Consider the following 20,639-nt stretch of genomic DNA (forward strand, 5'->3'; position numbering starts at 1 on the left):
CCCGCGCGATGAACAAGACCGTGAACCCGAACGAACTCACATCGGATGACGACTACGGCCCGCTCTATGCGGCCCGCAAGAAGGTCTATCCCCAGAGCGTCCACGGCACCTTCCGCCGGATCAAATGGGGTCTGATGGCGTTCTGTCTCGGCGTCTACTACTTCCTGCCCTTCGTGCGCTGGAACAGAGGCTTGGGTGCGCCCAGCCAGGCGGTGCTGATCGACCTGCCCAACAGCCGCTTCTATTTCTTCTTCATCGAGCTGTGGCCGCAGGAGGTCTATTACTTCACCGGCCTCCTGATCGTCGCCGCGGTGACGCTGTTCCTGATGAACTCGGTCGGCGGCCGCATCTGGTGCGGCTATCTCTGCCCGCAGACCGTCTGGACCGACGTGTTCTACGCCGTCGAGCGTCTGATCGAGGGTGACCGGCGCGAGCGGATGAAGAAGGACAAATCGTCCGACCCGATGAAGCTCGAGCGCATCTCCGAGATCGTGCTCAAGCATTCGATCTGGCTGTTGATCGCCTGGTGGACCGGCGGCGCCTGGGTGCTCTATTTCAACGATGCGCCGACGCTGGTGAAGCAGCTCATCACCTTCCAGGCGCCCATGATCGCCTATATCTGGATCGGCATCCTGACCGCCACGACTTACCTGCTCGCCGGTCACATGCGCGAGCAGGTCTGCAACTACATGTGCCCGTGGCCGCGCATCCAGGCCGCACTCACCGACGAATGGGCGCTCAACGTCACCTATCGCTACGATCGGGGCGAGAAGCGCACGTCGGTGAAGAAGGCCGCCGAGCTGCGCGCGCTCGGCCAGCAGGTCGGCGACTGCGTCGACTGTTACCAATGCGTCGCGGTCTGCCCGACCGGCATCGACATCCGCAACGGGCCGCAGCTCGAATGCATCCAGTGCGGGCTCTGCATCGACGCCTGCGACAACGTCATGGCCAAGATCGGCCGGCCGAAGCGGCTGATCGGCTATGACAACGATATCAACATCCACCGCCGCCAGGAGGGCAAGGCGCCGATCTATCGCATCGTCCGCGCCCGTACCATTGCTTACAGCGCGATCATCGCGGCCGTCGGCGGCATCATGATCTACGTGCTGGCGACCCGCACCCTGCTCGACATCAACGTGCTGCACGACCGCAATCCAGTCGCGGTCAAGCTCAGCGACGGCTCGATCCGCAATGCCTATACGGCCCGGCTGCTGAACAAGAGCGGACATGACCGCGTCATCGCGATCGACATCGACGGCCCGGTCAATGCGACGATTCACGTCGTCGGTGCGGATTCCGTGACGCCGGACCGGCCGATGATCGTGATCCCCCGCGACTCCACCAGCGAACTGCGGCTGCTCGTGACCGCGCCGGCCGACGGCAATCCGGAGAAGTCGATCCCGGTTCACTTCCACGTCACCGATATCGGGCTCGGCGAAGCCGCGTCCACCACCGACAATTTTGTCGCGCCGTAAGAGCAGGAGACTGATATGGCCACCAAGCCGCTGACCGGAACCAAAGTGTTCCTGATGCTGGTCGCCTTCTTCGGCGTCGTGATCGGCGTCAACGTCACCATGATGAAGCTCGCGATCGCGACGTTGCCCGGCACCGATGTCGATAGCCCCTATGCGGCGGGTCTCGCCTATGACCGCGAGATCTCGGCGGCGCAGGACCAGGCCGCGCGCAAATGGACGGTGAGTGCGCATATCGAGCGACGTGCTGATGGCAATGCCGTGCTTCAGGTCGAGGCGCGCGATGCGGCAGGGCAGCCCGTGACGGGATTGAAATTCGGCGGCCGCCTGGAACGGCCGACCGACAAGCGTGCTGATCTTGAGGTCGAACTCGCGGAGGCCGGCAGCGGCATCTATCGCGGCAACGCCGCCTCGGTCGCGCCGGGCCAGTGGGAGCTCATCATCGAGGGCGATGCCAAGGGCGGCGAGCGCGTGTTCCTGTCGCGCAACCGCGTGATCCTGAACTGAGGTTTCGCCATGCAGGTGACGCGCGATTTCTCCCACTACGTCCGCGCCGCAGGCGCGGGCCTCCAGCACATCGATCTTGCGGTCGAAGGCGTTCACTGCGCCGGCTGCATGGCCAAGATCGAGCGCGGACTGTCGGCCATCCCCGATGTCACTCTGGCACGTGTGAACCTCACCGACCGGCGCGTCGCGCTGGAATGGAAAGGGGGAACGCTCGATCCCGCCCGCTTCATCGACCGCCTCGAAGAGCTCGGCTACAAGGCCTATCCCTACGAGACCGAGAGCGCGGAGGCGACAGAAGTCGCAGAGTCCCGCTTCCTGCTGCGCTGCCTCGGCGTCGCTGCGTTCGCCACCATGAACGTGATGATGCTGTCGATCCCGGTATGGTCGGGCAATGTCTCGGACATGCTGCCCGAGCAGCGCGACTTCTTCCACTGGCTGTCGGCTCTGATCGCGTTGCCGGCCGCGGCCTATGCCGGCCAGCCGTTCTTCCGCTCGGCCTGGCGCGCGCTGTCGAACAAGACCACCAACATGGACGTGCCGATCTCGATCGGTGTGTGCCTTGCGCTCGGCATGTCCGTGGTCGAGACCATCAACCACGCCGAACACGCCTATTTCGATGCGGCCATCATGCTGCTGACCTTCCTGCTGGTCGGCCGCTTCCTCGACCAGAACATGCGGCGGCGGACCCGCGCGGTTGCCGGCAATCTCGCAGCATTGAAGGCGGAGACCGCGGCGAAATTCGTCGGACCAGACGAAATCTCGCAGGTGCCGGTCGCCGCGATCCATCCCGGCGATATCGTGCTGCTGCGGCCCGGCGAGCGCTGCGCCGTCGACGGCACCGTGATCGAGGGCCGTTCCGAGATCGACCAGAGCCTGATCACCGGCGAGACGCTCTACGTCACCGCGGAGCACGGCACGCCGGTCTACGCCGGCTCCATGAACATCTCCGGCACGCTGCGGCTGCGGGTCTCAGCCGCCTCGGAAGCCACGCTGCTCGCCGAGATCACGCGGCTGCTCGACAATGCGCTGCAGGCACGCTCGCGCTACATGCGGCTTGCCGACCGTGCCTCGCGGCTCTATGCGCCGGTGGTGCATGCGACCGCGCTTCTCACCATCCTCGGCTGGGTCATCGCCGGCGCAAGCTGGCATGATGCGATCGTCACCGGCGTTGCCGTCCTGATCATCACGTGCCCCTGTGCACTCGGCCTTGCGATTCCGACCGTGCAGACGATCGCCTCGGGCGCGATGTTCAAGTCCGGCGTTTTGCTCAATTCGGGCGATGCCATCGAGCGCCTCGCCGAAGTCGACCATGTCATCTTCGACAAGACCGGCACGCTGACGCTGCCGGCGCTCGAGGTCACGAACGCGGCCGACATTCCCGCTGATATCCTCAATCTCGCCGGCCGGCTTGCGCTGTCGAGCCATCATCCGGTCGCCGCAGCGGTCGCGCAGGCCGCGGGTGCGACATCGCCGATTCTCAGTGCGGTCGAAGAGGCCGGGCAGGGCGTGCACGCAACCCTGGACGGCGTCGAGCTTCGTCTCGGCCGCCCGTCCTTCTGCGGCGCCGAGCAGATCGTCGGCAGCACCACGGTCGATCCCGAAGCCTCGATCGTGGCCTTCAGCATGGGGACCGAAAAATTCATCCTCTCGGTGCGTCAAGGCCTGCGTCCCGATGCGAAGGCGGTGATCGCGGCCCTGAAGGACCGCAACATCGGCATCGAGATCCTCTCCGGTGACCGCGAGCCGGCGGTGATCGCAGCGGCCGACGCCCTCGGCATCGCCGAATGGCGTGCCGGTGTCACGCCGGCCGACAAGATCGCGCGGATCGAGGAGTTGAAGCGGCGCGGCACGAAGGTGTTGATGGTCGGCGACGGCATGAACGATGCGCCGTCGCTGGCGGCCGCCCATGTCTCGATGTCGCCGATCTCGGCCGCGCATCTGAGCCAGGCCACCGCCGATCTCGTCTTCCTCGGCCGGCCGCTGGCGCCGGTGGTTGCAGCCATCGATTCCGCGCGCAGGGCGCTGCGCCTGATGCGGCAAAACCTCTGGCTTGCGATTGGCTACAACGTGCTGGCCGTGCCGGTCGCGATCAGCGGCGTGGTGACGCCCCTGATCGCCGCGGCCGCCATGAGCGGATCGTCGATCCTGGTGATGCTGAATTCGCTGCGCGCCCGCAGCCCCTCGCGGGAGATCATGTGATGGAGATCCTGGTCATCCTTGTGCCGCTGGCACTGATGCTGGGTGGTGCGGGCCTTGCCGCCTTCCTGTGGTCGCTGCGCAGTGGCCAATACGACGATCTCGACGGCGCCGCCTGGCGGGCGATTGCCGACGACGAACCGCCGGCACAAGAAAAAGCGCTAGAGCCTCGCCCGTTCCGATGAAATCGGAACGGGCTCCAGATCTTGTTTTGACGGGTTTTCTTGACGCGAACCGGTGCCCGCTTCGCTCGAAAACGCTCTAGCGCTTCAGGCTGAAGGTGAGAACGGCGGCGGCCCCGAGGGCTGCGCCGACGCCCGCGACGCAGGCGTGCCAGCCGAAGGCGTCGAACATCCGCCCGAGGACGGCGGTGCCGACGAGCCCACCGCCGAAATAGCAGGCCAAATAGGTTCCGCTGGCAATGCCACGGTTGTCGGTGGCCGCCTGTCCGACGTAGCCGGTTGCTGCGGCCTGCGCGAAAAAGGTTCCGACGCCGACCAGGACCATCCCGGTGAGGACCTCACCGAGATGCGGCGCCAGCATCAGCGGCAAGCCCAGTCCGGCGACGGCAAGCGAGCCCCAGATCGTGGGCCGCGTCCCGAGCCAGGCGGCTACCTTGCCGGCCAGCAGGGTCGTGACGATCGAGGGCAGAAAGACGAGGTAGACGAAACCCAGGTCCATCATGCCCAGCGACAGCGGCGGCCGCACCAGAACGAAATTGACGAAGGTGAAGGTGCCGATGAAGGCGAACAGGATGCAGAAGCCGATGCCGAAGGCCGCGCGCAGCCGCGGATTGCGCCAATGCGCCGTTGTCGCCGCCAGCGGCGATCCGGCCGGCATCATGGCATGCATCGGCTGCACCCGCTGAATGGTGAAATAGACCAGCAGCGCACCGGCCAGATTGAGAGCCGCGAAGACGTAGAAGTTCCAGGCAAGGCCAAGACTGTCGGCGATTGCGGCCGAGATCAGCCGGCCGACCAGGTTGCTCGCGACGTTGCCGGTGATGTAGGCGGCGAACGCACCGCCGGCATCCATGGCGCTGCATTGCTCGCCGAGATAGGCGAGCGTCAGCGCAAAGGCGGACGCCATGCACAGGCCCTGTGCGACCCGCAAGGCGGTGAAGACGGCAAGGTTGGGCGCCGATGCCAGCAGGCTCGTGGGGATCGCCAGCAGCATCAGGCTGATCAGGATGCCCCTTCGCCGATCGATGTGGGGGCTGAAGAAGCCGACGACGAGGCTGGCGACCGCCATGCCGAAGGTGCTGGCATTGACGGCAAAGCCCATCGCAGCCGGTGTGACGCCATAGTGCCGGGTCAGCGAGGGCAAGATCGCCTGCGTTGCGAAGAGGTCGACGACAGTCAAGAATGCGGTCAACCCGATCACGAGCGAGCGGAGCGCGCGTCCCGGGGAATGCGCATCCATGCTGATCACGGCCGGCTTGATGGGTGCGGACAGATCGGTCATGGCTAGGCATCTCCTGTGGTGGATGTGGCGCCAGGCATGCCGGGGAGCATGAGGGATCCCGGGCGCCACATCCGGTCACGCGTGCGTTGGGGCAAACGCACCCGTTACATGTTGTGGTCGTTCGGATCCTTGCGAACGTCGCCGACATAGAGAATGACCGTCTCCTTGCCGAGGTTCTTCCACCAATGCGAGGTGCCGAACACTTCCGGGCGAAGGTCGCCGGCCTTGTGCATGATCGGATCGATGCAGTTGGAGGCGTATTCGACGATCTCGCCCTGCTGCACGAAGATCAGAGCCGGACGGTCGTCGTGGCTGTGCCAGGGCACGATGCCGCCGGGCTCGATCGTGAGCTTGCGGAAGCGCAGCTCGCGGCCTTCGATATGGGCCGGCTGCTTGCCGAGGTCGATCGCGCCAAGCGTGGTGTCGGTGACGCCGACAGGCTTGTAGTCGACCATTTGGTGCGCATTCGGCTTGATCTTGTCGGCCGGGCATTCGCCGGCACGCGCCGGCTGAGCGAGAAGCGTCAATGCGCCGACGATGGCGAGGCCCGGCCAGATCAGGCCTGACGCCGCGGGAAGCTTGGACATGGGAGATCTCCTGTGTTGACCGCAACCTCGGTGGTGGCGGGCTATACAGAAGCTTGGTCGATATGGCGTCTTTTCGGAAATGCCTGATGGCTCTGGATGCGATAGTTTCGCGCTATGTTGATACGTGCCGGCTATCGAACCGATTGGGGATCGGCATTTCCGTCTGATCGGGAGCGGGCATTGGATAGACGTCACCCCTTGCACCAGGGGCGGAACGCAAAAATAATGCGACCCCGATGCGGGAGCCTGAGATGACGTCACTTTCGCCAGCCGATGCCGAACGTCTCAAGCGCGCCTTCCAGCGCTGTCGCGAGATGGAAGGGACCTTGAACGAGCAATTGCGGGCCTATGCCGATGCCAGCCGCGAGATCTTCCCGGCCTATGGCGCGGCGGTCGATCGGCTGGTGATGCGATTGAGCGGCAATGGCGGCGGCGAGACCGCGCCGCGCCCGGGCGACGCGATGCCGCCGTTCATGCTGCCCGACCAGACCGGACGTTTCGTCGCGTTGCCGACCCTGCTGGAGCAGGGCCCGGTCGCGGTGATGTTCTTCCGTGGGCACTGGTGCCCCTATTGCCGCCTCAACATGCGGGCGGTGGCCGAGGCCGACGCGCAGATCAGGGCCATGGGTGCGCAGGTCGTCGCGATCATGCCCGAGACCCAGCAATTTACGGAGCAGCTGAGGGCCGAGTCGCACGCGCCGTTTCCGATCCTGACCGATCTCGACAATGGCTACGCGCTGTCGCTCAACCTCGCGATCTGGCTTGGCACCGAAATCCAGGGCCTGTTGTCCTATCAGGACATGGCGAGATTCCACGGCAATGATGGCTGGATGCTGCCGATCCCGGCGGTGTTCGTCGTCGGCCGCGACGGGACAGTCAGGTCTCGCTTCGTCGATCCGGATTTCCGCAAGCGGATGGAGATCGACGATCTGCTTGCGGCTTTGGAGAGCACGAGCCGCGAGCGCTGAAAGCGCGTCTCGTTGGCCGCCGCGCCTTATCCGGCAATCTCTCGCCAGTCCGCACCGCGCAGCACGCGCATCACGGCGTTGGCGACCGCCGTGCGCTGCCGGCCTGCCACGCCGTAGAGGCTGACCGTGCGGCGCGCGTCGAGGCCTTCAACCGCCGTGCGTTTCAGGCTCGCCGGTACCGGTGAGGTGCGCGGCATCATGGCGATGCCGATATCGGCTTCCACCAGCTCGATCAGGTCGCGCTCGCTCGATATCTCGTGGCCATGCTCGATATCGACGCCGTGCTCGCGCAGACTGGCCGAGATACGCCTGGAATGCTCGCAGTAGCTGCGGCCGAGCAATTGCTCCGCGCGCAGATCATCCGGCTCGACCGTGTCGTGGCCGGCAAGGCGGTGCTCGCGATTGAGGACGAGATCGAACGGTTCGGTGAACAGCGGCCAGACGTCGAGCCGGTCCCAGGCCTCGTCGACCTCGGCGGCGATGCCGAGCTCGGCTTCGCCTTTCTTGAGGAAATCGCCGACCTCACGACTCGTCCCGCGCAGGAAGCGGAGATCGAGCCGGTTGAACTGCCGCCTGATCTCCTTGAGATGCGGAATGAGCAACGACAGGTCGATCGAATGTGTCAGCGCGATGCGCAATGCACCGACCTCGCCGCTCCTGAACGAGGAGGCGAGCGAGCGCGCGCCGATCGCGGCGTCATAGCACTGCTTCAGCAGCGGATGCATGCGCTCGCCGAGCTCCGTCAATTGCGCCGCAGGCCGTTCGCGGCGAAACAGGTCGCCGCCGAGCTCGGCCTCGAGCTGCTTGATCGCACGCGTCAGCGAGGGTTGCGTCACATTGCATTCCTCCGCGGCGCGCGTGAAATTGAACAGCTGCGCCACTGCGAGAAAATAGCGGACCTGGTGCATTTCCATGGATCAGCTCCCCAGCAGGATCGGCCCGAAATCTAGCCGATCGGGACCGGAAATGACATCCCGCTTGCGATAGCGCGGACGTATGGACTTGGAAGCCAACGGGCATTTCCACGGACCTTGATGATGCCTCACATTTCGGTGCAGCCACGACGCAACGTCGCGCCGGCCACAGCCGAATGACCAAATGCCGAATGAGGTGTGATCATGAATATCCCGATCAAGACACAAACGACCGTTTCATCACGTGTGCTGGCCGGCAGGATCGCGCTGGTCACCGGATCGACCAGCGGCATCGGCCTCGGTATTGCGCGTGCGCTGGCTGCGGCCGGGGCCGACATCGTGCTGAACGGTCTTGGCGTTGCCAGTGAGATTGGCCGCACCCGCGAGCAGATCGCCGCCGAATTCGGCGTCAAGGCGAGCTACTCGCCTGCCGACATGACCCGGCCGAAAGCCATCGCCGAGATGATCTCGGCGACGGTGTCGGAGGCTGGCCGGCTCGATATCCTCGTCAACAATGCCGGTATCCAGCACGTGGCGCCGCTCGACCAGTTTCCGGTCGACAAATGGGACCAGATCCTCGCCATCAACCTGTCCTCGGCTTTCCATGCGACGCGGCTCGCGCTGCCTGCGATGCGGCAGAACGGTTTTGGCCGCATCATCAACATCGCTTCCACGCACGGCCTCGTCGGCTCGCCGTTCAAGGCCGCTTATGTCACCGCCAAGCACGGCATCGTCGGCCTCACGAAGGTGACGGCCCTGGAGACGGCCGAGGACGGCATCACCTGCAATGCCGTCTGCCCTGGCTATGTCCATACGCCGCTGGTCGAGGCGCAGATCGACGGCCAGGCCAAGGCCCACGGCATCTCCCGCGATCAGGTGATCCGCGACGTCCTGCTGGCGCAGCAGCCAAACAAGCGCTTTGTCACGGTCGAGGAGCTCGGCGCGCTCGCGGTCTTCCTGTCCACCGACGCGGCCGCCTCGATCACCGGCGTTGCGCTGCCGGTCGACGGCGGCTGGACCGCGCATTAACATGAGCCGGCGTAACAAATCACTGCGAACGGCGAATATTCGGGCAGGGCAGGCTGATCAGGAGCGAACCATGAGCGGCACGCAGAACAACTCACAGGTCAAGGGGCTCCCGGGCCAGATCGTGCTCGTGCTTCAGGGCGGCGGCGCGCTCGGCTCCTATCAGGCGGGCGTCTACCAGGCGCTGCACGAGGCGGGCGTCGAGCCGGACTGGGTGATCGGCACCTCCATCGGCGCCATCAATGCGAGCCTGATCGCCGGCAACGCGCCGGAGCACCGGCTTTCGCGTTTGAGGGAATTCTGGAAGCGGATGGAGCAGAAGCCGGTCTGGAGTCCGGGCAGTGTGTTTCCCGGCTTCAACGAGAAGCTGGCCTATTGGTCGACCGTTACCCACGGTGTTCCCGGCTTCTTCCGGCCCAATCCGCTGGCGCATGTCAGCGAGTCCTATCCGCTCGGAGCCGACCGGGCCGGCTTCTATTCGACCGCGCCGCTGGAGAAGACCCTGCTCGAGCTGGTCGACTTCGATCTGGCCAATCGCTGCGCGCCGCGCCTGACGGTCGGTGCGGCGCATGTCGGCACCAGCCAGATGCGCTATTTCGACAGCCGCGACGGCGAGCTCACGGTGAAGCACGTGATGGCTTCGGGCGCGCTGCCGCCGGCTTTTCCGCCGGTGCGGATCGACGGCGAGCTCTATTGGGACGGCGGCATCCTGTCGAACACGCCAACCGAAGCCGTCTTCGACGACAATCCGCGCAGAGACTCGCTGATCTTCTCCGTGCATCTGTGGAATCCGGTCGGCGCCGAGCCGACGACGATGGCGGAGGTGCTGAACCGGCACAAGGACGTGCAATATTCCAGCCGCATCGCCAGCCAGATCGTCCGCCAGCAGCAGGCGCACCGCCTGCGCCACGTCATCAAGCAGCTCGCCGCGCGGCTGCCGGAGAGCGAACGCAGCGACCCCGCAGTGAAGGAGCTGATCGGCTACGGCTGCTCGACCCGCATGCATGTCGTGCGGCTGCTGTCACCGCAGCTCGAGCAGGAGACCCACACCAAGGACATCGACTTCAGCCCGTCAGGAATCACGCGGCGCTGGAATGCCGGCTATGCCCACACCCGCTCTGCGCTGGCGCGGGCGCCCTGGGTCGGCGAGTTCGATCCGCTGTCGGGCGTGGTGCTGCACGAGCATATCGACGAGATGCCGCTGGCCGCGGAGTAGCAGCTGCGTAGCTAGTCGCGCGAATGCCTGTGGCTCTGCACGGCGACCGGCGTGCCGTCCGGCCAGACCGAGCGCATCGCCTCGTGCAGGAACGCGCCGACCGCCGGCGAATGCGGGCGGCCCTTCACGGTCATCAGGCTGACGTCGCGAAAGAATTCCGGATCGACCATCGGAACGGCGACGACGCCTGCGTGGTCGATCGAGTAGCGCGGGAAGAAGCCGAATCCGAACCCGCTCGCGATCATGGCGAGCACCCAGTCGTCGCGATCGCTGCGATAGACGGTGTCGCAATCCACTCCGCGTGCGATGAAGATATCGTCGACGACGCCGTTGAACTCGCAGGCCGCGCGCTCCACATAGGGTTCGCCCTGAAGGTCGTCGACGCGAATGGCGTGGCGATCGGCGAACCGGTGGCTCTGCGGCAGCACGATCATCATCTGCTCGCGAAACAGCGGGAGACGATGCAGGCGGGGATCCTGCGGGCGGTCGGGGCGGCAATAGATCGCGGCCTCCGTCTCGGACACGATGAGACGCTCCTCGACAGAGACCGCCGTGCCGTCGATCAGCTCGAGCCTGATGTCGGGATGCGCTGCCCTGAACCGCTCGAACAGGCGGATCAGCAGCTTTGGCGCGATCGTGCACATGATCGCGAGCTTCAGCTGCCTTGGCCTTGCGGCGACGAAGGCCCGGGCTTCGGTCCGTGCGGCCGCCGCCTGATCCCAGATCGACTGGAGATAGGGATGCACGACCTTGCCGAGCTCGGTCAGCGCCGCGCTCGGCCGGAGCCGGTGGAACAGAAGGCCGCCGAACTCGGCTTCGAGCAGCTTGATGGCGCGGGTGAGGGAGGGCTGCGTCACGTGGCATTTGTTGGCCGCGCGCGTGAAATTCCGCTCCTCGCAGACGGCGAGGAAATACCGAACCTGATGCAGCTCCATGAATTCCGCTCATTGCAGCGGGCCGCAGCGGCCCTGAAATCCTGCGAGGATATTCGTCCGGGGCGCGGAGGTTGTTACGCGCGCTTCATCGAATTGCCACAGGGTTTGCGGATTGTCGGCCCTCTGTCGCGATCGAAAGGCGCAGCAAATTGGTGTCCGAAAACGATCTGGAGACGGCTCTCGCCGAGGTCCGGGCCGCGGCGGCCGGGCCGATTGCCGGCGTGTTCGGTCCGGACTCGCTGACCTGGCGGATCGACCGGGAGGCCGTCATCTTCCTCGGCGCGGGCCCCGCGCTGCTGCTTCAGCTCGCGCACCCCTGGGTTGCCGCCGCCATTGCCGAGCACTCGACGACCTTTGCCGATCCGATCGGGCGCTTCCATCGCACCTTCGATATCGTCTTCGCCATGGTGTTCGGCTCGCTCGACCGGGCGCTGCTGTCGGCCCGGCAGCTGCACCGGCGTCACACCATGATCGTGGGCGAGATGCCCGAGACCGTCGGCCCGTTCGCGGCCGGATCGCGCTACTGCGCCAACGACATCCCGTCGCTGCGCTGGGTTCATGCAACGCTGGTCTCGTCGGCGCTGATGGCGCACGATCTGGTGCTGCCGCCGCTCTCGGTGGACGAGCGCGAACGCTACTGGGCCGAGAGCCGGACCTATGGCGCGCTGTTCGGACTGACGAGCGACGATCTGCCGGCGGACTGGGGTGGCTTTGAGGCTTATACGGCGGAGATGATGCAGTCGCAGACGCTGACCGTCAGTCCGGCTGCGCGCGAGATCGCTGCGCAGATCCTTGGCGGCGCGCGGCCCTGGTTGCGGCCGCCGCGCTGGTATCGGGCGCACACAGCAAAGATGCTGCCGGAGCGCCTGCGCGCCGGCTTCGGCCTTGCGCTCGACGCGCGGGACGCAAGGTCCGCCGACACGGCGCTGCGATGGATCCGGCGCGTCTATCCGATGCTGCCCGACAGGCTGCGCTATGCCAGTCCCTACCACGAAGCGCAGGCGCGATTGCGGGGCGAGGCTCGGCCCGACTGGATGACCCGCTGCCTCAATCGCGTTTGGATCGGCCGGCCGCAGATGGATGCGCGCAGGAAGTAAGGCCTCACACCGCCGCCAGCTTGCGATACAGCGCGCTGTAGCTTCCTGCCGAAATGCTCCAGGAGAACGATCGGCCCATGGCGCTGCGGCGCATGGTGTCGAGCTGGTCCTGGGCCATGAACGCCGCGAAGGCGCGACGGACACCGCCGAGAAAAGACTCGTGCGACGGCCTCGAGAAAAGGAAGCCGGTCTCGCCGTCGGTGATGGTCTCGGCGAGGCCGCCGGTCTGGTGGCCGATCGGCAGCGAGCCGAAGCGCTGGGCATACATCTGGCTGAGGCCGCACGGCTCGAAGCGCGACGGCATCAAGGTGAAATCGCTGCCCGCAAAGATGCGCCTTGCCTGCGCGTCGTTGAAGCCGATGGTGACGCCGATGGCATCGGGGCGGCGGCGATGGGCGTCGATCAGGGCCTGCTCGAGCGCCGGCTCGCCGGAACCGGTGACCACGATCTGCCCGCCGGCATCGACGATCTCGTCCGCGGCAGAGAGCACGAGGTCAATGCCCTTCTGGTGCACGAGGCGCGCGACGATCGCGAACATCGGCCCGCGCGAGACTGCGAGGCCGAACTGCTTGCGGACATAGTCCGCATTGGCCTTCTTGCCGGCCCAGTCGCCGGCGCCGAATTGCTGCGCGAGTTGGGCGCAGGAACGCGGATCCCAGCTCTCATCGATGCCATTGAGGATGCCGGTCAGCTCGGATGCATCCGAGCGGACGCGGAGCAGGCCCTCGAGGCCGCAACCGAATTCCTCCGTCGTGATCTCCCGCGCATAGGTCCCGCTGACGGTGGTGAGGTGGGAGGCATAGACGAGGCCGGCCTTGAGGAAGGAGAGCTGGTCGTAGAACTCGACACCGTCGATGTGGAAGGAGCTTTCGGGGACGCCGATCCGGCGTAACGATTCCTTCGGGAAGAGACCCTGATAGGCGAGGTTGTGGATGGTGAGGATCGACGGCAGCCTGGCGCCGCGCCAGGCAAGGTAGGCCGGTACGAGCGAGGCTTGCCAGTCGTTGGCATGGATCAGGTCTGCTGCCCAATTCTTGTCCAGGTTGCCCATGGCAAGCTCAGCGGCCGCCGAGGCAAAGCGCGCGAAGCGGATGTCGTTGTCTGGCCAGTCGCGCCCGGACTCATCGCCATAGGGGTTGCCGGGACGGTCGTAGAGTTGTGAGCACAACAGCACGTAGACTGGCAGGCCGTCCTTGGTCGCGGCCCGGCCGAGCGAGCAGGCCGGCATCTCCGCAAAGGCCGGGCAGCGTCCAACGATCTGAATATGGGTGAGTTGCTCGATGATGTCGCGATAGCCGGGCAGCATGATCCGGATATCGGCAAAAGGGCGGAGGGCTCGAGGGAGGGCGGCGGACACGGCTCCCAGTCCGCCGACGCGGACGAAGTCGTCCATCTCTGTCGTAACGAATAAGACCCTCAAGAACTGATGCCCTCATCCGATCCCGATTGCTGCTATGCAAGATCGGGTCCAGTTGTCTTTGGATTATCTCAAGCCCCACGCGAGACGCATCGGTTCGGTAAAGACTTTCCTACTCGGCCGCCGCCCTCTAGGGTCGGTCAACCAACAACGCAGAACATCGCTTGTTCCTAAGGACGCCGGGGAGACGTGGCCAGCATGCAGCTATCAGATAAGCATGAGGGGACGACGACAAAAGCCTTCGCCGGCCTCAGGGTCCTGGATTTTTCGACCACCATCGCCGGCCCGCATTGCGCGCGGATGCTGGCCGACATGGGCGCCGAGGTCATCAAGATCGAGAGCGACGAGGGCGAGACGATGCGGACGCGGCCGCCGCTGCGCAACGGCTGCAGCACGGTGTTCGGCCAGCTCAATGTCGGCAAGAAGAGCGTGGTGCTCGACCTCAAGTCCGAGGACGGCAGGGAGGCGGTCCGCCGCCTGGCCGCGACCGCAGACATCCTGGTCGAGAATTTTCGTCCGGGCGTGATGCGCCGGTTGCGGCTCGACTACGCCAGCCTGCGCCCGGTCAACGAGAGGCTGATCTACTGCTCGATCTCGGGCTACGGCCAGACGGGTCCCTCGGCCGAGCTGCCGGCCTACGCACCGGTGATCCATGCGGCCTCGGGCTACGACATGGCGCATCTCGCCCATCAGCCGGGTCGTAACCGTCCGGACTATTGCGGCATCTATCATGCCGACGTCGTCACCGGCACCTACGGCTTCGGCGCGATCGCATCCGCGCTCTATCAGCGCACCGTCACCGGGCTCGGCCAGCACATCGACGTCTCCATGCTGGAATCGATGCTGACGCTGACGGTGATCGAATTGCAGAGCTCGCAATTCGCGGTGAAGCCGCCGCCGCGTCCGATGTTCGGCCCGACCGAGACCGCCAACGGCTATGTCATGATCACCGTCGCGAGCGAGAAGACGTTCCAGGCCTTGATGGGCGTGATCGGCCGCCCCGAATGGGTCGCCGATCCGCGCTTTTCCTCCTACGCCCCGCGGCGCGAAAACTGGGCCGAGATGATGGACGGCGTCGAGACCTGGTCGAGGCGGCTGACGACCGACGCATGTCTTGTCGCCCTCAGCGCAGCTGGCGTGCCGGCCTCGGCCTATCGCACGATCAGGGAAGCTCTCGATGATCCGCAGCTTGCGCACCGGCAGGCGCTCTCGTCGGTGCAGGATGGAGGCGGCTCGTTCCGGGTGCTCAATCTGCCCTTCCGGATGACGGGCGCCGACACGACGCCGGGCGGGAGCATGGCCGAACTTGGCGAGCACACGCGCGAACTGCGCGAGGAGATAGGCCTTGGCAATGCGGCGCCAATTCCGTCAGGCAAAACAGCCGCGACCAGCTGAGGACGTCACGCCGCATGGATGCGGCATCGAACCCGGTGTGTTCCTCTTGCCGTGGCGGGCATTTGCCGCCAAGCTCGCCCGAGTCATCAGCGATCCGAAACATCGGACGAGGATCCCGGGAGGAACCATGACGAAGATTGCTGCCGCGGCGTGCAAGCGCGCGCCGATTTTCCTTGTCGCGGCATTTGCACTCCTTCCGTTGGCCGCGCCAGCGCAGGCCCAGAAGTCGGGCGGCAGCATCACCGTCGGACAGGAACTCGACATTCCCGGCTTCGATCCGCTCAAGGTCGGCGTCTACGACACCTCGACCTTCACTGCCGCGGCTGCGATCTTCGACACGCTCACGACGCTCGACGACAAGGGCGAGGCCGCGCCCAAGCTCGCGGTGTCCTGGACGCATTCCGACGACTACAAGAGCTGGACCTTCAAGCTGCGCCAGGGCGTGAAATTCCACGACGGCACGCCGTTCAATGCGCAGGCCTTCAAGGAAAACTTCGATCGGCAGAAGGATCCTGCCAACAAATGCCGTTGCGCCTTCTACATCACCACCGTCAAGGAAGTGCTGGCGCCTGATGACGACACAATCGTGTATAACCTGACTGATCCGTCCGTGAACCTGCCGGCGATCATCAGCATCCAGAGCCAGAACAACGTCGTGCATTCGCCGACCGCCTGGAAGACCAAGGGCGACGACTATAACCGCAATCCTGTCGGCACCGGCCCCTATATCCTGAAGTCGTGGACCGCCGGCGACCGCATGGTCCTGGAGAAGAACCCGGACTATTGGGACAAGGGCCGTCCCTATCTCGACCGCATCGTCCTGAAGCCGTTGCCCGACGCGCAGTCGCGCTTCGCCTCGCTGCAATCGGGCGAGGTCGACATCATCTGGGACGACGAGAACGACGCGGACAACATTTTGAAGGCGCAAAAGGACCCCAAGCTCACCGTGCACACCTATAAGGGCTCGGGTGCCGCGGTCTATGCCTTCAACACCAAGGTGGCGCCGTTCGACGACGTCCGCGTGCGCCAGGCGCTGGTGATGGCGATCGACCGTCCCAAGATGTCGCAGGCGATCAGCAATGGGCTCAGCCGGCCCGCCACCAACCCCTACGGCGACGGCTCCTGGGTCAAGTGCAAGGACGACGGCGCACTGCCGTTCGACGTCGAGAAAGCCAAGGCGCTGATCAAGGACTACGGCAAGCCGGTCGAGTTCAAGATGCTGGTGACGGCGACGCCGCGCGGCCGCATGATCGGCCAGGTGCTCCAGCAGTTCTGGAAGCGGGTCGGCGCCAACATGGAGATCGACCAGGTCGACCAGGCGACGATTCCCTCGCGCGCCTTCTCGCGCCAGTTTCAGCTGACGCCGTGGCGCATCGTCGATCTCGCCGACCCCGATCCGCAGATGTATGCCAACTTCCGCAGCGGCAGCGCGCTCGCGCTCGCCGGCTTCTCCAATCCGGAGCTCGACAAGCTGCTCGACCATTCGCGCGTGACAGCCGACGTTGGCCAGCGCACCGAGGACTATTGCGCGATCAGCCGGCTGCTCAACAAGGAGGCGATCTGGTTCTGGACCTTCCAGAACACCTATTATGCGCTGTCGAGTGCAAGGCTGAAAGGCTTCCCGAAAATCTACAACGGCGTGATCGACGTCTCGACCACCTGGCTGGAATGACCGCGCGATGCTGATCCTGGTCGTGCGGCGGCTGCTCGGCATGCTGCCGGTGCTGCTTGCCGTCTCGCTGCTCACCTTCCTGATCGCCTCGCTGCTCCCTGGCGATCTCGCCTTCGTCATTCTTGGCGATCAGGCAACGCCCGAGAATGTCGCCGCGCTCCGCCATGACATGGGGCTCGACCAGCCGCTGTGGTGGCGTTACTTGAGCTGGCTTGGCCATGTCATGCAGGGCGATCTTGGCCGTTCGTTCCGCACCGGACAGACGGTGCTGCAGGCGGTCGGCGAGCGGTTTCCGGTCTCGCTCCAGCTGATGCTGATGGCCGAATTCATCGGGCTCCTGATTGGCGTGCCGATTGCGATCGCCTGTGCCGCCCGCGCCGGTGGCGCGTTCGACCGTTTCATGACCGGCAGCGCTTTTGCAATGCTGTCGATGCCGTCCTTTCTGGTGGCGATCCTGCTGATCTATCTGTTCGCGGTCGAACTGCGCTGGCTGCCGGCGACCGGCTACGTGCCGTTCACCGAGGAGCCGCTCGCCAATCTGCGTTTCTTCGTGCTGCCGGCGCTGACGCTGGCTCTCGCCGAATGGCCGGGCATCATGCGCGTGCTGCGCTCCGACATGATCGCGACCCTGCAGGAAGACTACATCGCGCTCGCCAAGGCCAAGGGGTTAAAGCCTTCGCGCATCCTGTTCGTGCATGCGCTCAAACCCTCGTCGCTGACGCTGGTGACGGTCACGGGCATCAATATCGGCCGCCTGCTTGGCGGCACGCTGATCGTGGAATCGATCTTTGCGCTGCCGGGCATCGGCCGGCTGCTGGTCGGCGCGATCTACACCCGCGACCTCATCATCCTCCAGGGCGTGGTTCTGCTCGTCGCCTGCGGCTTCGTCATCGTGAACTTCATCGTCGACATGCTCTACGCCGTGCTCGATCCGAGGATTCGCCATGGCCACGCTTGAGCTTTCGATGCAGGAGGAAGTGCCGGCGCCGGCAAGGGGCAGGCGCAAGCTCGGGGTGCTGTTCTGGATCGCGAGCGCCTGGCTTGCCGTCATCCTGTCGCTCGCGATCCTCGCGCCGTTGCTGCCGCTGCAGAACCCCGTCGACATGGACATGCTGGAGCGTCGCGCCGCGTTCTCTGGGGAGCACTGGCTCGGCACCGACGGCCTTGGCCGCGACGAGCTCGCCCGGCTGATTTTTGGCGCGCGCGTCTCACTGACAGTTGGATTGATCGCTCCGCTGATCGGCCTTGGCATCGGCGGTGCGCTGGGCCTGCTCGCCGGCTATTTCCGTGGCCGGTTCGAGACGCTGATGGTCGGCAGCATGGATGTGCTGCTGGCCTTTCCGCCGCTGATCTTCGCGCTCGCAGTGACGGCCTATCTCGGCCAGTCCATACCCAACCTCACCATGATCCTGGGCGTGCTCGGCATTCCTGCCTTCATGCGGGTGTCGCGCGCGGCGACGCTGTCGCTGGCGCGGCGTGAGTTCGTGATCGCGGCCGAAGCCCTGGGCGCCAGCCACGCGCGTATCCTGCTGCGCGAGCTCTTGCCCAACGTGATCCTGCCGCTGCTCGCCTTCTTCCTGCTCGGCGTCGCCGTCACCATCGTGGTCGAAGGCGCGTTGTCATTCCTCGGGCTCGGCGTGCCGCCGCCGGTGGCGAGCTGGGGCAGCATGATCGGGGAGGGGCGAGACAGCCTCGACGTCGCGCCGCGGCTCGCCTTCCTGCCGGCGGCAGGGCTGTTCCTGACCGTGCTGGCATTCAACCTCGTCGGCGACACCATGCGGGCGCTGACCGACCCGCGTCAGGGGGCGCTGTGAGCGCGCCCCTTCTGAGCATCGAGGACGTCACCGTCGAGCTGCCAACGCCGCGCGGAAACTTGCGCGCGGTGGATCATGTCGACCTGTCGCTGGCGCCGGGCCGTACGCTCGGCATCGTCGGCGAATCCGGTTGCGGCAAGACCATGCTCTCGCGCGCCGTCCTTCAGTTGCTGCCGAAGAAGGCGAAACTCTCGGGACGCGTGATGTTCGGCGGCCAGGATCTGGCCCGGCTCGCACCCGAGAGCCTGCGGCGCCTGCGCGCACGAGAGCTCGCAGTCGTGTTCCAGGATCCCATGACGTCGCTCAATCCGGTGCTCACGATCGGCACTCAGCTGATGGAAACAATCCAGGAGCACCTCGAGCTCGACGCGCCGGCCGCGCGGAAGCGCAGCATCGAGCTGCTCGCCGCTGTCGGCATTCCGGCGCCGGAGCATCGGCTCGCGCAATATCCACATCAATGTTCCGGCGGCATGCGCCAGCGCATCGCGATCGCGATCGCGCTGTCGTGCGAGCCAAAACTGCTGATCGCGGACGAACCGACCACCGCGCTCGACGTCACCATCCAGGCGCAGATCCTCGACCTGCTCGCTCGCGAGCAACGCCGCCGGCACATGGCGATGATCATCATCACCCACGATCTCGGCGTCGTCGCCGGCCGCGCCGACGAGGTCGCGGTGATGTATGCGGGCAGGGTGGTGGAACGCGCCCCGACGCAGGCGCTGTTCAAGCGCATGCACATGCCCTACACCGAGGCGCTGCTGGCGGCGATCCCGAAGCTGGAGACCGCGCCGCATACGCCGCTGCCGGCCATCTCCGGCCGTCCGCCCGATCCGACGCGGCCGCTGAGGGGCTGCTCCTTCGCGCCGCGCTGTCGCTATGCCGCAGCGCGATGCCGCGAAGCCAAGCCCGAGCTGAAAGCCGCCGAGACATCAGGGCATCTCTATGCCTGCTTCCATCCGATCCAGATGGCGGAAGGAATTGGTGCATGACGCAGCCGGCCGCGCGGGAACAGCCGCTGTTGAGCGTCGATAATCTCGTCGTCGAATATGGTCTCGGCAACAGGACCGTTCACGCCGTCTCGGGCGTCAGCCTTCACGTCGCCCGCGGCGAGACGCTGGGGCTGGTCGGCGAGTCCGGCTGCGGCAAGTCGACGCTGGGGCGGGCCGTGCTGCAATTGCGCCGCGCAAAGAGTGGCCGCGTGCTGTTCGACGGCGAGGACCTCACCGCGATGGAGGGCGAGGCGCTGCGAAAAATGCGGCGCCGCGTGCAGCTGATCTTCCAGGACCCGATCGCCTCACTCAATCCGCGCCGGCGGATCGGCGACATCGTGGCCGAGCCGCTGATCATCGCCGGCGTCAGGGATGCCGCCGAGCGCAAACGGCGCGTTCACGAGGTGCTGTTGGCGGTCGGGCTCGATCCGGATCTCGTGGCGGGCCGGTTGCCGCACGAATTCTCCGGCGGCCAGTGCCAGCGCATCTGCATCGCGCGGTCGCTGGTGCTCAATCCGGAGTTCATCGTCTGCGACGAGCCGGTCTCGGCGCTCGACGTCTCCATTCGCGCGCAGATCCTCAATCTGCTGGAGGAGATGAAGGCGCGCTTCGGCCTGACGCTGCTGTTCATCGCGCACGACCTCGCCGTCGTCAAAGCGGTCAGCGACCGTGTCGCGGTGATGTATCTCGGTCGGCTCTGCGAGGTCGGCCCCTCCGAGCGACTGTTCGCAAAGCCTGCGCATCCCTATACCGGGCTGCTGCTGGAGGCGATCCCCGTGCCTGATCCGGACGTGCGTCCCGCCGAGAGCGTGGCGATCGGCGAGCCGCCATCGCCGATTGCGCCGCCATCCGGCTGCCGCTTTCGCACCCGCTGCCCGCGCGCCGACCAGCGATGCAGCGCGGAGATGCCGGAGTTGCGCGAAGTCGCACCCGGCCAGTTCGCGGCTTGTCACCATCCGCTGTGCTGACT

At 65.7% G+C, this 20,639-nt stretch carries 19 protein-coding genes; 14 read left to right on the forward strand and 5 right to left on the reverse strand.

Going from position 1 to position 20,639, the window contains the following annotated elements:
• The first annotated feature begins 8 nt into the window (after window positions 1-8).
• From ccoG to ccoS, 4 genes are read left to right on the forward strand one after another with little or no spacing between them, the layout of a single operon-like run.
• On the forward strand, window positions 9-1,475 hold the full coding sequence (gene ccoG / locus JQ621_RS22155) for a cytochrome c oxidase accessory protein CcoG (protein WP_212236795.1): 1,467 nt from the start codon (window positions 9-11) through the stop codon (window positions 1,473-1,475).
• A gap of 15 nt (window positions 1,476-1,490) precedes the next feature.
• On the forward strand, window positions 1,491-1,979 hold the full coding sequence (locus JQ621_RS22160; protein WP_212236796.1) for a FixH family protein: 489 nt from the start codon (window positions 1,491-1,493) through the stop codon (window positions 1,977-1,979).
• A 9-nt stretch (window positions 1,980-1,988) separates the two neighbouring features.
• Complete coding sequence (locus JQ621_RS22165; protein ID WP_212236797.1) at window positions 1,989-4,178, forward strand: cation-translocating P-type ATPase; 2,190 nt, start codon at window positions 1,989-1,991, stop codon at window positions 4,176-4,178.
• Window positions 4,178-4,360, forward strand: a complete 183-nt coding sequence (gene ccoS / locus JQ621_RS22170; RefSeq protein ID WP_212236798.1) for a cbb3-type cytochrome oxidase assembly protein CcoS — start codon at window positions 4,178-4,180, stop codon at window positions 4,358-4,360. The genes JQ621_RS22165 and ccoS overlap by 1 nt, the downstream gene beginning before the upstream one ends.
• Before the next feature lie 76 nt (window positions 4,361-4,436).
• Here the strand turns inward: ccoS and JQ621_RS22175 are convergent, their stop codons facing one another.
• Both JQ621_RS22175 and JQ621_RS22180 read right to left on the reverse strand, forming a co-directional pair.
• Entirely contained in the window at window positions 4,437-5,639 is a 1,203-nt protein-coding gene (locus tag JQ621_RS22175; RefSeq protein ID WP_212236799.1) for an MFS transporter, read from the reverse strand.
• Window positions 5,640-5,743: 104 nt separating this feature from the next.
• A complete protein-coding gene (locus JQ621_RS22180) occupies window positions 5,744-6,226 on the reverse strand; it encodes a cupin domain-containing protein (protein ID WP_212236800.1) in 483 nt (160 codons plus the stop codon).
• 251 nt (window positions 6,227-6,477) lie between these two features.
• On the opposite strand from JQ621_RS22180, the gene JQ621_RS22185 reads away from it, so the two are divergent.
• Window positions 6,478-7,194 (forward strand): peroxiredoxin-like family protein, encoded by a 717-nt coding sequence (locus JQ621_RS22185; RefSeq protein WP_212236801.1) that lies wholly within the window; start codon window positions 6,478-6,480, stop codon window positions 7,192-7,194.
• A 26-nt stretch (window positions 7,195-7,220) separates the two neighbouring features.
• Here the strand turns inward: JQ621_RS22185 and JQ621_RS22190 are convergent, their stop codons facing one another.
• Window positions 7,221-8,108, reverse strand: coding sequence for a LysR family transcriptional regulator (locus JQ621_RS22190; RefSeq protein ID WP_212236802.1), 888 nt, complete (start codon window positions 8,106-8,108; stop codon window positions 7,221-7,223).
• A gap of 204 nt (window positions 8,109-8,312) precedes the next feature.
• Between JQ621_RS22190 and JQ621_RS22195 the strand changes: the two genes are divergently transcribed.
• A complete protein-coding gene (locus tag JQ621_RS22195; protein ID WP_212236803.1) occupies window positions 8,313-9,137 on the forward strand; it encodes a 3-hydroxybutyrate dehydrogenase in 825 nt (274 codons plus the stop codon).
• Between the two features lie 70 nt (window positions 9,138-9,207).
• Window positions 9,208-10,350: a patatin-like phospholipase family protein gene (locus JQ621_RS22200; RefSeq protein ID WP_212236804.1), complete on the forward strand. Its 1,143-nt coding sequence runs from the start codon at window positions 9,208-9,210 to the stop codon at window positions 10,348-10,350.
• Between the two features lie 11 nt (window positions 10,351-10,361).
• Here JQ621_RS22200 and JQ621_RS22205 read toward each other — a convergent pair whose 3' ends face one another.
• Window positions 10,362-11,285: a LysR family transcriptional regulator gene (locus JQ621_RS22205; RefSeq protein WP_212236805.1), complete on the reverse strand. Its 924-nt coding sequence runs from the start codon at window positions 11,283-11,285 to the stop codon at window positions 10,362-10,364.
• Between the two features lie 149 nt (window positions 11,286-11,434).
• Here JQ621_RS22205 and JQ621_RS22210 point away from each other — a divergent pair, with 149 nt between their 5' ends.
• Window positions 11,435-12,382 (forward strand): oxygenase MpaB family protein, encoded by a 948-nt coding sequence (locus JQ621_RS22210; RefSeq protein WP_212236806.1) that lies wholly within the window; start codon window positions 11,435-11,437, stop codon window positions 12,380-12,382.
• 4 nt (window positions 12,383-12,386) lie between these two features.
• Here the strand turns inward: JQ621_RS22210 and glgA are convergent, their stop codons facing one another.
• The gene (gene glgA / locus JQ621_RS22215; protein ID WP_212236807.1) at window positions 12,387-13,802 is read right to left on the reverse strand and encodes a glycogen synthase GlgA; all 1,416 of its coding nucleotides are present in this window, start codon (window positions 13,800-13,802) and stop codon (window positions 12,387-12,389) included.
• 195 nt (window positions 13,803-13,997) lie between these two features.
• On the opposite strand from glgA, the gene JQ621_RS22220 reads away from it, so the two are divergent.
• The 6 genes from JQ621_RS22220 (at window position 13,998) to JQ621_RS22245 (ending at window position 20,637) form a co-directional block, all read left to right on the forward strand.
• On the forward strand, window positions 13,998-15,194 hold the full coding sequence (locus JQ621_RS22220) for a CaiB/BaiF CoA transferase family protein (protein WP_212236808.1): 1,197 nt from the start codon (window positions 13,998-14,000) through the stop codon (window positions 15,192-15,194).
• 127 nt (window positions 15,195-15,321) lie between these two features.
• On the forward strand, window positions 15,322-16,866 hold the full coding sequence (locus tag JQ621_RS22225; RefSeq protein WP_212236809.1) for an ABC transporter substrate-binding protein: 1,545 nt from the start codon (window positions 15,322-15,324) through the stop codon (window positions 16,864-16,866).
• Between the two features lie 7 nt (window positions 16,867-16,873).
• Entirely contained in the window at window positions 16,874-17,824 is a 951-nt protein-coding gene (locus JQ621_RS22230; RefSeq protein WP_212236810.1) for an ABC transporter permease, read from the forward strand.
• Complete coding sequence (locus JQ621_RS22235; protein WP_212236811.1) at window positions 17,811-18,680, forward strand: ABC transporter permease; 870 nt, start codon at window positions 17,811-17,813, stop codon at window positions 18,678-18,680. Before JQ621_RS22230 ends, JQ621_RS22235 begins: the two co-directional genes overlap by 14 nt.
• The gene (locus tag JQ621_RS22240) at window positions 18,677-19,669 is read left to right on the forward strand and encodes an ABC transporter ATP-binding protein (protein ID WP_212236812.1); all 993 of its coding nucleotides are present in this window, start codon (window positions 18,677-18,679) and stop codon (window positions 19,667-19,669) included. The genes JQ621_RS22235 and JQ621_RS22240 overlap by 4 nt, the downstream gene beginning before the upstream one ends.
• Complete coding sequence (locus JQ621_RS22245) at window positions 19,666-20,637, forward strand: ABC transporter ATP-binding protein (protein ID WP_212236813.1); 972 nt, start codon at window positions 19,666-19,668, stop codon at window positions 20,635-20,637. The genes JQ621_RS22240 and JQ621_RS22245 overlap by 4 nt, the downstream gene beginning before the upstream one ends.
• Window positions 20,638-20,639 lie beyond the last annotated feature (2 nt).

The sequence above is a fragment of the Bradyrhizobium manausense genome (genome assembly GCF_018129685.1).
GTDB classification, from domain to species: Bacteria; Pseudomonadota; Alphaproteobacteria; order Rhizobiales; family Xanthobacteraceae; genus Bradyrhizobium; species Bradyrhizobium manausense_D.

Coding starts and splice junctions, on each gene's coding strand:
- JQ621_RS22235 (WP_212236811.1), top strand. CDS start 17,811: ATGGCCACGCTTGAGCTTTCGATGCAGGAGGAAGTGCCGGCGCCGGCA.
- ccoS (WP_212236798.1), top strand. CDS start 4,178: ATGGAGATCCTGGTCATCCTTGTGCCGCTGGCACTGATGCTGGGTGGT.
- JQ621_RS22195 (WP_212236803.1), top strand. CDS start 8,313: ATGAATATCCCGATCAAGACACAAACGACCGTTTCATCACGTGTGCTG.
- JQ621_RS22190 (WP_212236802.1), bottom strand. CDS start 8,108: ATGGAAATGCACCAGGTCCGCTATTTTCTCGCAGTGGCGCAGCTGTTC.
- ccoG (WP_212236795.1), top strand. CDS start 9: ATGAACAAGACCGTGAACCCGAACGAACTCACATCGGATGACGACTAC.
- JQ621_RS22200 (WP_212236804.1), top strand. CDS start 9,208: ATGAGCGGCACGCAGAACAACTCACAGGTCAAGGGGCTCCCGGGCCAG.
- JQ621_RS22220 (WP_212236808.1), top strand. CDS start 13,998: ATGCAGCTATCAGATAAGCATGAGGGGACGACGACAAAAGCCTTCGCC.
- JQ621_RS22205 (WP_212236805.1), bottom strand. CDS start 11,285: ATGGAGCTGCATCAGGTTCGGTATTTCCTCGCCGTCTGCGAGGAGCGG.
- JQ621_RS22230 (WP_212236810.1), top strand. CDS start 16,874: ATGCTGATCCTGGTCGTGCGGCGGCTGCTCGGCATGCTGCCGGTGCTG.
- JQ621_RS22185 (WP_212236801.1), top strand. CDS start 6,478: ATGACGTCACTTTCGCCAGCCGATGCCGAACGTCTCAAGCGCGCCTTC.
- JQ621_RS22160 (WP_212236796.1), top strand. CDS start 1,491: ATGGCCACCAAGCCGCTGACCGGAACCAAAGTGTTCCTGATGCTGGTC.
- JQ621_RS22245 (WP_212236813.1), top strand. CDS start 19,666: ATGACGCAGCCGGCCGCGCGGGAACAGCCGCTGTTGAGCGTCGATAAT.
- JQ621_RS22180 (WP_212236800.1), bottom strand. CDS start 6,226: ATGTCCAAGCTTCCCGCGGCGTCAGGCCTGATCTGGCCGGGCCTCGCC.
- JQ621_RS22225 (WP_212236809.1), top strand. CDS start 15,322: ATGACGAAGATTGCTGCCGCGGCGTGCAAGCGCGCGCCGATTTTCCTT.
- JQ621_RS22175 (WP_212236799.1), bottom strand. CDS start 5,639: ATGACCGATCTGTCCGCACCCATCAAGCCGGCCGTGATCAGCATGGAT.
- JQ621_RS22165 (WP_212236797.1), top strand. CDS start 1,989: ATGCAGGTGACGCGCGATTTCTCCCACTACGTCCGCGCCGCAGGCGCG.